Below are 13,091 nucleotides of genomic sequence, written 5' to 3'. Positions count from 1 at the left end.
GCTCGCAGGTAATTTAAAACAACTGTTTTAGCGGGTACTCTGTGCCCCGTCCTTTTACACATCACTCGTCGCGAGGAGCTTGTCGTCATGAAATGCCGTGAGGGTTGTGGCGCTTGTTGCATTGCCCCTTCCATCAGTTCACCGATACCCGGTATGCCTGACGGCAAGGCCGCGGGGCAGCGTTGCCTGCAACTTTCCGCCGATAACCTGTGCAATATTTTCGGCCAGCCGGAACGGCCGGCGGTGTGTTCTGCCTTCGAGGCCGACCCCGAGGTGTGCGGAAGCAGCAGCGAAGAAGCCATCCGGCTGATTGGCTGGTGGGAGCAAATGACGGCGGCGTGATGTGTTCCAACGAACGGAACTTCAACAATAAGGAATAAGACTATGGGTTCGCTGCATCGTATGGCTGTGCTGTGCGGTTTGACGGTTGTGCTGGCTACCTCGACGGCCCAGGCCGAAGACTGGAAAGTCAAAAAAGACGAAGACGGCATCAAGATCTCCCTGAGTGAAGTGGCCGGGTCCGACTACAAGGCCTACCAGGGCGTCACGCTGATGAAAACCACCATGGCCAAGCTGCGTGCGTTGCAGGATGACGTGTCCGGAGCCTGCGCCTGGATTCACGAATGCAAAACCCAGAAGCTGCTCAAGCACGAAGGTGACCAGAGCTGGACCTACACTCAGTTCAACACCCCATGGCCGGTTACTCCGCGTGATTCGGTGCTGCACATCACCACCACCGAAGGTGCCGATGGCAGCCTGACCCGCAAGCTCGAAGGCGTACCGAAATACCTTCCTGAAGAAAAAGGCTTCGTCCGCGTCACCAAGGTCGACGGTTTCTGGAAGTTCGTACCCAAGGGCGACCAGATCGAAGTGACCTATCAGGTGCACACCGAACCGGGCGGCAGCGTGCCGTCGATGGTGGCCAACAAGTTCGTGGTGGATGCCCCGTTCAATACCTTGAAAGCCCTCAAGGAACGCGCCGAGAAGTGACGGTGTGGTTCATTTAAGGTGACTTCGCAGCGCCCCGACCGGTTCGGGGCGTTTGCGTTTTTGACAGGGCAGGGCGCTTTAATTTGTTTTCAGATATGCGTTGCACGAAATTTTCACCACGTCTCCAAGACAATTCGCCGGCTCTCCCGCAACCCGCAGCGTATTCCTGAATGCAGGATGAAACAGTCGGGATGAGGGTAGTTATCAATGGCAATACAGCCGTTGATCGTGCAACATTTGCGCACCGCGCAATCCCCGGGGCCTGGTACTGGCCAAAAAGAGGGCAAGGCGCAGCTGTATTTTTGAAACTTCAACTTCCAATGGGTCCTAAAACGACATGGCAATCCCGGACGCCCTGAATCAGCAGCGAGCTTCTAGTCGCCTGCTGCAACCGACCGTCAAATCGCATCTGGCCTACACGCTGTTGTGTGCCCTGGTCATGATGGTCATGTTCAGCCTGCTGCGCGTCGCGCTGCTGGTCTACAACCGCTCGATGATCCTCGATACACCGGCTTCGACCTTCCTCGAGGCCTTCGCCAACGGTCTGCGTTTCGACCTGCGTCTGGTGGTCTATCTCAGTATTCCGTTGCTGCTGGCATTGTTCAGTGTCCGGGCCATGGCCGCACGCGGGCTGTTCCGTCTCTGGCTGACTGTCGTCTCCAGCATTGCGCTGTTCCTGGGCCTGATGGAGATGGACTTCTATCGTGAGTTCCACCAGCGCCTCAACGGCCTGGTCTTCCAGTACGTCAAGGAAGATCCGAAAACCGTGATGAGCATGCTCTGGTACGGTTTCCCCGTGGTCCGCTACCTGCTGGCATGGGCCGTGGGCACCTGGATCCTGAGCCTGGCATTCAAGGGCGCGGACCGTGCGACCCGCCCTCGTGGCCCGTTCAGTGGCGGCAGCATCGGCACTCGCCAGGTTGCGCCGTGGTATGCACGCATTGGTGTGTTCGTGGTTTGCCTGCTGATCTGCGTCGTCGCGGCCCGTGGCACCTTGCGTCAAGGCCCACCGATGCGCTGGGGTGATGTCTACACCACAGATTCCAACTTCGCCAACCAGTTGGGTCTCAACGGTACTCTTTCTCTGGTCGCCGCAGCCAAGAGCCGGATGTCCGAGGATCGCGACAATATCTGGAAGGCGACCCTGCCTCAGCCTCAAGCCCAGCAAGTGGTGCGTGACATGCTGGTGGTACCGGCCGACAAACTGGTGGATACCGACACCGCAGCGGTACGTCGCGATTACACCCCGCCGGCCGACAAGACCCTGCCGATCAAGAACGTCGTTGTGATCCTGATGGAAAGCATGGCCGGTCACTCGGTGGGAGCGCTGGGCGGGCCGGGCAACATCACGCCATACCTCGACAAACTGTCAAAGGAAGGCTTGCTGTTCGACCGCTTCTTCTCCAACGGCACCCATACCCACCAGGGTATGTTCGCCACCATGGCCTGCTTCCCGAACCTGCCGGGCTTCGAATACCTGATGCAGACCCCGGAAGGCAGCCACAAGCTGTCTGGTCTGCCGCAGTTGCTCAGTGCCCGTGACTTCGACGACGTGTATGTCTACAACGGCGATTTCGCCTGGGACAACCAGTCGGGTTTCTTCAGCAACCAGGGCATGACCAACTTCATCGGTCGTAACGATTTTGTGAACCCGGTGTTCTCTGATCCGACCTGGGGCGTGTCCGACCAGGACATGTTCGACCGTGGCCTGGTCGAGCTCAAGGCGCGAGAAAACGGCAAGCCGTTCTATGCCTTGCTGCAAACCCTGTCCAACCACACGCCTTACGCCTTGCCGACGCCATTGCCGGTCGAGCGCGTCACCGATCGTGGCAGCCTGAACGAACACCTGACCGCCATGCGTTACTCGGACTGGGCACTGGGCCAGTTCTTTGAAAAGGCCCGCAAGGAGCCGTACTTCAAGGAAACCCTGTTTGTCATCGTCGGTGACCACGGTTTTGGTAACGAACAGCAGATCACCGAGATGGACCTGGGCCGCTTCAACGTGCCAATGCTGATGATCGCGCCGGGCATCCAGGAAAAATTCGGTCAGCGTGACCACACCGTGGGCACCCAGATCGACATCGTGCCGACCATCATGGGCCGTATCGGTGGCGAAGTGCGCCATCAGTGCTGGGGACGCGACCTGCTCAACCTGCCGCAAGGCGACCTCGGCATTGGTGTGATCAAGCCGTCGGGCAGCGAGCAGACCACGGCCATCCTCACCGCCGACCAGATTCTGGTCCTGCCGAAGGACAAGGATATGGCACCGAAGTTGTATCAGTATGAATTGGGCGGCAAGCCTCGCGCCGAAATCATTGCTGACGCGCCGCGTACCGCCGAGTTGAAACTCAAGCTCGAAGCTTTCTTGCAAACAGCGACCAAGAGCCTGCTGGACAACACCGCAGGTGTCGTTGACGGCAAGCCGGACTAAGTTGTGACGCAATAGAAAAGAGGCCCTTCGAGGGCCTCTTTTTTTGCCTGACGGTTTTTATATTCGGCCGAGCAAGAGCAGGATCAACAGCACCACCAACACGACGCCGATGATTCCGGACGGGCCGTAACCCCAACTTCTGGAGTGCGGGAAGACCGGTAAACCACCAATCAGTAACAGGATCAGAATGATGATCAGTATTGTGCCCATGTCTATTTCCTTGTTGAAAATGCAGTGGAATGACCATGCCAATCAGGTCAGCGGGAATGAAGTAAATTCGAGCTGCTTAAAAAATCCGACTCTCGCGCCTGCCGGAAAATTCCAAGTTTTTTTGAAGTATTTCGGACAGGTTCTTATTTCTTTTGTGATTGCCTTAGTTGCTTGTGACGCGCCCGCGGTTTGCTCGGGCCATTCAGCAATCTGATGGAGCGTGGGTCGGACAATTTCCTTCGCTACACTCGATGCATCTTCCGAGAACAACAAGGCTGTTTGCTATGCAAAATCGCATGATGATCACTGGTGCAGGCTCTGGCCTGGGTCGCGAAATCGCGCTGCGCTGGGCGCGTGAAGGTTGGCAGCTGGCCTTGTCGGACGTCAGCGAGCCCGGTTTGCAGGAAACCCTGAAGCTGGTCCGTGAAGCCGGTGGCGATGGTTTTATCCAGCGCTGCGACGTGCGCGACTACAGCCAGCTGACGGCGTTCGCCCAGACCTGTGAGGTCAAGCTCGGCGGCATCGATGTCATCGTCAATAACGCGGGTGTAGCCTCTGGCGGCTTCTTCAGTGAGCTGTCCCTGGAGGACTGGGACTGGCAGATCGCGATCAACCTGATGGGTGTGGTCAAGGGCTGCAAGGCTTTCCTGCCGCTGCTGGAACAAAGCAAAGGCAAGATCATCAACATCGCGTCCATGGCCGCGCTGATGCAAGGCCCGGCGATGAGCAACTACAACGTGGCCAAGGCGGGCGTGGTGGCGTTGTCCGAAAGCCTGCTGATCGAGCTGGCGCATCAGGAAGTCGGCGTACATGTGGTGTGCCCGTCGTTCTTCCAGACCAACCTGCTGGACTCCTTCCGCGGCCCAACCCCGGCCATGAAAGCCCAGGTCGGCAAGCTGCTGGAAAGCTCGCCGATCAGCGCCGCCGACATCGCCGACTACATCTACCGGCAGGTCGCTGCCGGCGAGTTCATGATCCTGCCCCACGAACAGGGCCGCATGGCCTGGGCGATCAAGCAGAAGGACCCGCAATTGCTCTACAACGAAATGACCGTCATGGCCGATAAAATGCGCGCCAAGGCCAGGCAATCCGCAAGCTGATCTTGCCCGCAGGCAACGCTGTGGTTAGGGTGGCCGCCATCGGCCATCCTTGCGAGACGCTTGCATGCTCAATTACCTGTGGTTTTTCCTCGCCGCGCTGTTCGAAATTGCCGGTTGCTTCGCCTTCTGGATGTGGCTGCGCCAGGGTAAAAGCATGTGGTGGGTGGTGCCGGCGCTCCTCAGCCTGACCCTGTTCGCGCTGCTGCTGACCCGTATCGAGGCCACCTACGCCGGCCGCGCCTACGCTGCCTACGGTGGCATCTACATCATTGCCTCGATTGGTTGGCTGGCCGTGGTCGAGCGGATTCGTCCGCTGGGTTCGGACTGGCTCGGCGTGGCGCTGTGTGTCATTGGCGCGAGTATCATCCTGTTCGGGCCGCGATTCTCCGCGTCCTGACAGCTCGTCCCTACAATCACCCGGCGTGTCGGACTTTTCCGTCAGCGGGGTGGCTCAGGGGCTGTCAGTCCGGTCCGGTTTGCTGTCGGAGCATTGTAGGCGCACGGCGGGCCGGGCATCTTCAGGGGCCAATAACCCCTGAAGGACACTCCTTATGCTCGTACTCAGTCGCGTTGTGGGCGAAACCATTTCCATCGGTGACAACATTTGCGTGCGCGTTCTCGCGGTCAACGGAAACCACGTTCGCTTTGGCGTCGAGGCTCCCCAGGACGTCAATGTGCACCGCGCCGAAATCTATGAACGCATCCAGAACAAACTGGCGAAAACCAAAGAACGCTGAAGCTTCAGTCAAACAGGTGCTTGGGCACGTCATGCTTGAGCATCAGTTGGCATTGCTCGCTTTCCGGGTCGAAGACTATCAGTGCCTGGCCCTTGGTCAGCGCCTGGCGCACGCGCAGTACGCGGGTTTCCAGCGGCGTGTCGTCACCATTATCGGTGCCGTCGCGGGTCACGAAATCCTCGATCAGGCGGGTGAGGGTGTCGACTTCAAGTTGGTCGTGGGGGATCAGCATAGGCACCTCGGTTGGATCAATGGCGCGATGCTACGGCGTATGGCCGGTATCGGCTAGCCTGGGATTTGATGTTGTCTGCACTGACGCCATCGCGAGCAAGCTCGCTCCCACAAAGTTCAGCGGCGAACCGGAGAATTGTGTTCACCACCGATCAACTGTGGGAGCGAGCTTGCTCGCGATAGCGGTTTACCCGGCGATGAAGATCCTGGATCAGCTCTCCGACCGCTGCCCCACCAGGCTGTCCACCGACGGCACCCGCGTATCGCTTTCCATCTGGGTGTCATGTTCGAGCTGATGGCTGAACCGGTCCAGTGAGCCCTTGGCCGGTTGCGCATCGCTGGCAAACACCGGCGGGCTGAGGATGTAGGCACCGAGCAGGCGGCTCAGGGCGGCGAGGCTGTCGATGTGGGTGCGTTCGTAACCGTGGGTGGCATCGCAGCCGAAGGCGAGCAGGGCCGTGCGAATGTCGTGGCCGGCGGTGACCGCCGAATGCGCGTCGCTGAAGTAGTAGCGGAACAGGTCGCGGCGTGCCGGCAGCTCGTTGTCGCTGGCCAGGCGTAAGAGGTGGCGCGACAGATGATAGTCATACGGTCCGCCGGAGTCCTGCATCGCGATGCTTACTGCATGTTCGCTGGAGTGTTGGCCGGGCGCGACCGGTGCGATGTCGATGCCGACGAATTCACTGACATCCCAGGGCAACGCCGCCGCGGCACCGCTGCCGGTTTCCTCGGTGATGGTGAACAGCGGATGGCAGTCGATCATCAGTTCTTCGCCACTGTCGACGATGGCTTTGAGGGCCGCCAGCAGTGCGGCCACTCCAGCCTTGTCATCGAGGTGGCGGGCGCTGATATGGCCGCTTTCGGTGAACTCCGGCAACGGGTCGAAGGCGACGAAATCGCCGACGCTGATGCCCAGCGACTCGCAGTCGGCGCGGGTGGCGCAGTAGGCATCCAGGCGCAACTCGATGTGATCCCAACTGATCGGCATTTCATCCACGGCGGTATTGAACGCGTGCCCGGACGCCATCAAGGGCAGAACGCTGCCACGGATCACGCCGTTGTCGGTAAACAGGCTGACCCGGCTGCCTTCGGCAAAGCGGCTGGACCAGCAGCCAACCGGCGCGAGGGTCAGGCGCCCGTTATCCTTCACTGCACGAACCGCCGCGCCGATGGTGTCCAGGTGGGCGGAAACGGCGCGGTCGGGGCTGTTCTTCTTGCCCTTGAGCGTGGCGCGGATGGTGCCGCGACGGGTCAGCTCGAAGGGAATGCCGAGTTCTTCAAGGCGTTCGGCGACGTAGCGCACGATGGTGTCGGTGAACCCGGTGGGGCTGGGAATGGCGAGCATTTCCAGCAGGACTTTTTGCAGGTAACCGAGGTCCGGTTCGGGGATTTTGCTGGTCATGGAAACTCCTGATGAGTTGAGCGCATCGATGGTTTCGATGAGGGATTTGTGTTGTTTGTCAGTCCGTCTTCGCGAGCAAGCCCGCTCCCACAGTTGACCGAGTTACTCCATGCAAATGCGGTCGAATGTGGGAGCGGGCTTGCCCGCGAAGGGGCCAGTCCAGGCAACGCATCGCTAAGAGACCGCCGGCTGGCTGTGGGGAAACAACAAATCGACAAACCGCTCCGCCGTCGGCTGCGGTTCGTGGTTGGCCAGCCCGGCCCGTTCGTTGGCTTCGATAAACACGTAGTCCGGCTGGTCAGCGGCGGACACCATCAGGTCGAGACCGACCACGGGAATGTCCAGCGCCCGGGCGGCCCGTACAGCCGCATCCAGCAGCGTCGGATGCAGGATCGCCGTGACGTCCTCGAGAATGCCGCCGGTATGCAGATTCGCCGTACGTCGTACGAACAGATGCTCGCCGGCTGGCAGAATGCTGCTGTAGTCGTATCCGGCCGCCTGCAAGGTGCGAAGGGTTTCCGCGTCCAGCGGGATCTTGCTTTCGCCACCCGTGGCTGCTTGTCGGCGCCGGCTCTGGGCTTCGATCAACCCGCCGATGGAGTGCTGGCCATCGCCGACCACTTCGGCCGGCCGGCGAATCGCGGCCGCGACCACTTCAAAACCGATCACCAGGATTCGCAGGTCGAGGCCTTGGTGGAAGCTTTCCAGCAGCACGCGACTATCAAACTGGCGGGCCGCCTCGATGGCGTGCTGTACCTCTTCGATGGTCTGCAAGTCGACCGCCACGCCTTGGCCCTGTTCGCCGTCCAGCGGTTTGACCACCACGCGCCGGTGCTCATCAAGGAACGCCAGATTGTCATCGGCGTTGCCCGCCAGTTGCTGCACGGGCAGGTTCAACCCGGCAGCCTTGAGCACCTTGTGGGTCAGGCTCTTGTCCTGGCACAGGGTCATGCTGATGGCGCTGGTCAGATCACTCAGGGATTCCCGGCAGCGTACCCGGCGCCCGCCATGGCTGAGGGTGAACATTCCGGCATCGGCGTCATCGACTTGTACATCGATGCCGCGACGGTGTGCTTCCTCGACGATGATCCGGGCGTACGGATTAAAGGCGGCTTCGGGGCCCGGCCCGAGAAACAGCGACTGGTTGATGCCGTTCTTGCGCTTGATGGCGAAGGTCGACAGGTTGCGAAAGCCGAGCTTGGCGTACAGGCTTTTCGCCTGGCGGTTGTCGTGCAGCACGGACAGGTCGAGGTAAGCGAGACCGCGACTCATGAAGTGTTCGATCAGATGCCGCACCAGCACCTCGCCGACACCCGGCCGCGCACAATGCGGGTCGACCGCCAGGCACCAGAGACTGCTGCCGTGTTCCGGATCATTGAAGGCCTTTGCATGATTGAGGCCCATGACGCTGCCGATGACCGCGCCGCTGTCATCGTCTTCCGCCAGCCAGTACACCGGGCCGCCCAGGTGGCGCGCAGTGAGCAGGGTGGCATCGATCGGCAGCATGCCGCGCGCCTGATACAGCTGGTTGATGGCCTGCCAGTCGGCGTCGCTCTGCGCGCGTCGAATGCGAAATCCACGAAACACCCGGGTCGCCTGGCGGTAGTCGCTGAACCACAGGCGCAAGGTATCGGACGGGTCGAGGAACAGCTGCGCCGGCTCCAGCCCCAACACCTGCTGGGGCGCGGCGACGTACAGCGCGATGTCCCGTTCGCCGGGCTGCTCGTTGAGCAACTCCGCGGCGAGGCTCGCCGCATCGGCAAAGGTGTGGCCGATCAACAGGCGGCCCCAACCGCAATGCACCGCAATCGGTGCGGCGCCGAGTTCACTGCCATCCTCGGCCAGGCGTGCCTGCAAACGTTCGTAGGAAGGCGACTGGCCGCGCAACAGGCGTTGGCTGAAAGCCGTGGCGTGAGGTTTCATCGGTCAGATTCCTTGTTCGCTGAGCCACAGGTTGAGGGCAGCCAGTTGCCACAGCTTGGAGCCGCGCAACGGCGTCAATTGTCCCTGCGGATCGGTCAGCAGACGGTCGAGCATTGCCGGGTTGAACAGGCCGCGATCCTGGCTCGGATCGAGCAGCAACTCACGCACCCACTCCAGCGTATCGCCCTGCAAATGCTTGAGGCCCGGCACCGGGAAGTAACCTTTCTTGCGGTCGATCACTTCACTGGGAATCACTTGGCGCGCAGCTTCTTTCAAGACTTGCTTGCCGCCGTCCGGCAGTTTGAAACGCCCCGGAATCCGGGCCGACAGTTCCACCAGGCGGTAGTCGAGAAACGGCGTGCGCGCTTCCAGGCCCCAGGCCATGGTCATGTTGTCGACGCGTTTGACCGGGTCGTCCACCAGCATCACCGTGCTGTCCAGGCGCAAGGCCTTGTCCACCGCCGCATCGGCACCGGGTTGGGCGAAATGGGCTTTGACGAAGTCACCGGCGGCGTCATTGGCGGTCAGCCATTTTGGCTGCACGGTCGCCGCGTAGTCGTCGTAGCTGCGGTCGAAAAATGCGTCGCGGTACGCGGCATAGGGATCGCTCGCACCGTCCACTTGCGGATACCAGTGGTAGCCGGCGAACAGTTCATCGGCACCCTGGCCGCTCTGGACGACCTTGCAGTGTTTGGCCACTTCGCGAGACAACAGGTAGAAGGCGATGCAGTCGTGACTGACCATCGGTTCGCTCATGGCGCGGAATGCGGCGGGCAGTTGTTCGATGATCTCTTTTTCATCGATGCGCAATTGGTGATGCTGCGTGCCGTAGTGCCGGGCGATGAGGTCGGAGTACTGGAACTCGTCACCGCGTTCGCCGCCGGCATCCTGGAAGCCGATGGAGAAGGTCGACAGATTGTCCACGCCGACTTCCCGCAACAGGCCCACCAGCAGACTCGAGTCGACACCGCCGGACAGCAGCACGCCAACATCGACCGCCGCACGCTGACGAATCGCGACGGCTTCGCGGGTGCTGTCGAGCACCCGGTCGCGCCAGTCTTCGAGGGTCAGGTTTTTCTCGTCGTCGTGGGGGCCGTAGGCCAGGGTCCACCAGGTTTTTTGCTCGGTGCGACCATCGGCTTCGATGCGCATCCAGGTGGCTGGCGGCAGTTTTTCGATGCCTGCCAGCAACGTGCGCGGTGCCGGGACCACGGCGTGGAAATTCAGGTAGTGATTGAGCGCCACCGGATCGAGGACCGGATTGATGTCGCCGCCCTTGAGCAAGGCCGGCAGCGCTGAGGCAAAGCGCAAGCGCTGGCGGGTGCGCGACAGGTACAAGGGTTTTACGCCAAGACGGTCGCGGGCGATGAACAGGCGTTGGGCATCGCGCTCCCAGACGGCAAAGGCAAACATGCCGTTGAGTTTCGGCAGCAAGGCTTCGCCCCAGGCGTGATAGCCCTTGAGCAAGACTTCAGTGTCGCCACCGGAATAGAAGGAGTAACCCAGGCTTTCAAGCTCGGCGCGCAGTTCCGGAAAATTGTAGATAGCGCCGTTGAAGGCCAGGGAAAGGCCCAATTGCGGGTCGATCATCGGCTGTGCCGAGCCGTCCGACAGGTCCATGATTTTCAGGCGCCGATGGCCCAGGGCAACCGGCCCCTGGCTATGAAATCCCCAGGCGTCGGGGCCGCGAGGGGCCAGGTGATGGGTGATTCGTTCAACGGCTGCAAGGTCTGCAGGTTGATGATCAAAACGTAACTCGCCAGCTAATCCGCACATAAATTCCTTACCGGTTTTTCCGTTGGGGAGGGTCAATCGATACCGCGCCAAAATGGCGGGTACTCAGAAACTGACCCGCCTCGGCAAGGGGAGTTTTATATCGATGAGTTATAAGCGGGCGAAGCCGGGGCCGAGAGCCGCTGTGCGGGCGCTCTCGACGGCGGTATCGACTATTTGCCCCGGATCAGGCGCCGTAACGCAAACCGGTTGGGATGACAGGCTTCGGCCACGCTCCTGGGCAAGGGCAGGGGCTCGTTGTCCAGCCAGGCGGCCAGCAGTTCTCCTGACAGTGGCGCGGTGATCAGGCCGCGCGAGCCGTGGCCGCTGTTGACGTACAAACCGTCGAGCCACGGGCATTCGACGTCCGGCACCTGCCGGGCGTCCTTGCCCAGCGCGGCATAGGCCTGAGCGAAGGCCTGGGTGTCGGCCAGTGGGCCGACGATTGGCAGGTAGTCGGGGCTGGTACAGCGAAACGCGGCGCGCCCCTGGAGGCTCTCGGGGTCGAGGCGGTCGATTTCCAGGCGTTCGACCAGATCGTGGGAAATCTCGTTGAGCATGGCCAGGTTGCCCAGGTGTTCAGCCGTGGTCGGCGTCAGGTCATCGCTGTTGAAATCGAAACTGGCCCCCAGGGTGTGTTCGCCCAAGCGTGCGGGAGCGACATAGCCTTCGGCGCACACCACCGTACTCAGGACCTGGCTTTGCGGCGTTTGCGCCAGGCGGGTGATTTGCCCGCGAATGCGTTTGAGCGGCAACCCGGCACTCTCGGGGAAACGCTGGATGTCCGCGGCACCGGCGAGGACCACCACGGGTGCGCAGGCCAGCAATTGCTCGCCGTTCCAGGCTTGCCACTGATCCCCGACCTTGCGCAGTTCCAGCGCATCACAATGCGTGAGCAGTTGAACCTGCGGGTGGCCGGCCTGCCACTGGCACAGCGCCAGTGGGTGGACCCAGCCGCCTTGCGGATAGAACAGGCCACCCTGTGCCAATCCGATCCCGGCCACGGCCTGGGCCCCGGATTGATCCAGCAGGTGCAACAGGTCCGGCGCAAACGCCGCCGCCAATTGCGCCTGGCGTTCGGCTTCCTTGGCATCGAAGGCCAGTTGCAACACGCCGCAATCGTCCCAGTCGCGGCCCCGTTGCAAGTGTTCGAGCAGTCGCCGGGTGTAGCCGAATCCGCTGACGATCATTTGCGACAGCGCCGTGCCATGCGCCGATAACTTCAGGTAGAGCACGCCCTGCGGATTGCCCGACGCTTCCCGGGCGACGTCGTCGTGACGCTCCAGCAACGTCACGTGCCAGCCCCGTGCGGCCAGGCTGGCGGCGCTGGCACAACCGGCCAGCCCGGCACCGATCACCAGTGCCCGGCGCTCGCCGCTCGTTGGTGCAGGTCGGGCAAACCAGGGCTTGTCGGGCGCCGGGGCGGGTACGTCGTGGGGCCAGCCGAGGAACTCGCCGCGCAGGATTTCCCATTTGTGGCCGATGCCCGGGGTGCGTTTCATCTTGAAACCGGCGGCGTTGAGCAGGCGTCGCACCCAACCGGTGCTGGTGAAAGTGCTGATGGAGGCACCGGGCGCGGCCAGGCGCGCCAGTTCGGCAAACAGTTCGGCGGTCCACATGTCAGGGTTTTTCGCCGGAGCGAAACCGTCGAGGAACCAGGCGTCGATCCGGGCGTCGAGTTGGGGCAGTTGTTCCAGTGCGTCGCCGATCAGCAGGGTCAGGGTGACGCGGCCGTGGTCCAGCGTCAGGCGCTGAAAGCCCTGATGGATGGCTACGTACTGCTCAAGCAGTTGATCGGCAAACACCTTGAGTTCCGGCCACAGCGCCAGGGCACGTTGCAAGTCGGCCGGGCTCAACGGGTACTTTTCGACGCTGACAAAATGCAGTCGCGCACCGGCCACGGCGTGTTGCTCGAACACCTGCCAGGCGCACAGGAAATTCAGCCCGGTGCCGAACCCCGTTTCACCGATGACCAGCCGACCGCCCTCGGGCAAGGCCGCAAAGCGCTCTGCCAAGCGGTTCTGTTCGATGAACACGTAGCGGGTTTCGTCCAGCCCCGATTTGTCGGAGAAATACACATCATCGAACACTCGCGAATACGGGCGACCTTGGTCGTCCCAGTCGAGTTGGGCGTGGGGCAATACAGGTTTCATGGCAGGCTCGGCAACGGCAAGGTCGCCATTCTAGCCGATCGCTAAAGGATCGCAGCCTTCGGCAGCTCCTACATGGGGCTGCGTAATCCTGTAGGAGCTGCCGAAGGCTGCGATCTTTTGATCCAGGCCGCATCGCTCGAC

At 61.5% G+C, this 13,091-nt stretch carries 12 protein-coding genes; 6 read left to right on the top strand and 6 right to left on the bottom strand.

Annotated features, from left to right (window positions below; all coding sequences use genetic code 11):
- Positions 1-87 precede the first annotated feature (87 nt).
- From AC07YV_RS19690 to AC07YV_RS19680, 3 genes are all read left to right on the top strand, one after another.
- Positions 88-342: a YkgJ family cysteine cluster protein gene (locus AC07YV_RS19690; protein WP_102700871.1), complete on the top strand. Its 255-nt coding sequence runs from the start codon at positions 88-90 to the stop codon at positions 340-342.
- 42 nt (positions 343-384) lie between these two features.
- Positions 385-990 carry an START domain-containing protein gene (locus tag AC07YV_RS19685; RefSeq protein WP_102700870.1) on the top strand — a complete coding sequence of 202 codons (606 nt, stop codon included), beginning with the start codon at positions 385-387 and terminating at the stop codon, positions 988-990.
- A 337-nt stretch (positions 991-1,327) separates the two neighbouring features.
- Positions 1,328-3,421: an LTA synthase family protein gene (locus AC07YV_RS19680; RefSeq protein ID WP_102700869.1), complete on the top strand. Its 2,094-nt coding sequence runs from the start codon at positions 1,328-1,330 to the stop codon at positions 3,419-3,421.
- A 57-nt stretch (positions 3,422-3,478) separates the two neighbouring features.
- On the opposite strand, the gene AC07YV_RS19675 is transcribed toward AC07YV_RS19680, so the two are convergent.
- Positions 3,479-3,637 carry a DUF3309 family protein gene (locus AC07YV_RS19675; protein WP_172435350.1) on the bottom strand — a complete coding sequence of 53 codons (159 nt, stop codon included), beginning with the start codon at positions 3,635-3,637 and terminating at the stop codon, positions 3,479-3,481.
- Positions 3,638-3,915: 278 nt separating this feature from the next.
- On the opposite strand from AC07YV_RS19675, the gene AC07YV_RS19670 reads away from it, so the two are divergent.
- The 3 genes from AC07YV_RS19670 to csrA all read left to right on the top strand — a co-directional run bounded on the left by AC07YV_RS19670 (position 3,916) and on the right by csrA (position 5,468).
- Complete coding sequence (locus AC07YV_RS19670; RefSeq protein WP_102700868.1) at positions 3,916-4,731, top strand: SDR family oxidoreductase; 816 nt, start codon at positions 3,916-3,918, stop codon at positions 4,729-4,731.
- Between the two features lie 64 nt (positions 4,732-4,795).
- Complete coding sequence (locus AC07YV_RS19665; RefSeq protein WP_008004345.1) at positions 4,796-5,128, top strand: YnfA family protein; 333 nt, start codon at positions 4,796-4,798, stop codon at positions 5,126-5,128.
- Positions 5,129-5,282: 154 nt separating this feature from the next.
- A complete protein-coding gene (gene csrA / locus AC07YV_RS19660) occupies positions 5,283-5,468 on the top strand; it encodes a carbon storage regulator CsrA (protein ID WP_102700867.1) in 186 nt (61 codons plus the stop codon).
- Positions 5,469-5,472: 4 nt separating this feature from the next.
- On the opposite strand, the gene AC07YV_RS19655 is transcribed toward csrA, so the two are convergent.
- The 5 genes from AC07YV_RS19655 to mnmC all read right to left on the bottom strand — a co-directional run bounded on the left by AC07YV_RS19655 (position 5,473) and on the right by mnmC (position 12,950).
- The gene (locus AC07YV_RS19655; RefSeq protein ID WP_003199186.1) at positions 5,473-5,700 is read right to left on the bottom strand and encodes a YheU family protein; all 228 of its coding nucleotides are present in this window, start codon (positions 5,698-5,700) and stop codon (positions 5,473-5,475) included.
- Between the two features lie 210 nt (positions 5,701-5,910).
- Entirely contained in the window at positions 5,911-7,101 is a 1,191-nt protein-coding gene (locus tag AC07YV_RS19650) for an osmoprotectant NAGGN system M42 family peptidase (protein ID WP_007973683.1), read from the bottom strand.
- 174 nt (positions 7,102-7,275) lie between these two features.
- Entirely contained in the window at positions 7,276-9,024 is a 1,749-nt protein-coding gene (gene ngg / locus AC07YV_RS19645) for an N-acetylglutaminylglutamine synthetase (RefSeq protein WP_102700866.1), read from the bottom strand.
- Positions 9,025-9,027: 3 nt separating this feature from the next.
- A complete protein-coding gene (locus AC07YV_RS19640; protein WP_102700865.1) occupies positions 9,028-10,800 on the bottom strand; it encodes an N-acetylglutaminylglutamine amidotransferase in 1,773 nt (590 codons plus the stop codon).
- Between the two features lie 170 nt (positions 10,801-10,970).
- On the bottom strand, positions 10,971-12,950 hold the full coding sequence (gene mnmC / locus AC07YV_RS19635) for a bifunctional tRNA (5-methylaminomethyl-2-thiouridine)(34)-methyltransferase MnmC2/FAD-dependent 5-carboxymethylaminomethyl-2-thiouridine(34) oxidoreductase MnmC1 (RefSeq protein WP_102700864.1): 1,980 nt from the start codon (positions 12,948-12,950) through the stop codon (positions 10,971-10,973).
- Positions 12,951-13,091: the final 141 nt, after the last annotated feature.

Source organism: Pseudomonas sp. GW456-E7 (assembly GCF_059424105.1).
Note: the sequence above shows the minus strand (reverse complement) of the source record. Positions and strands in the feature narration are given on the sequence as shown.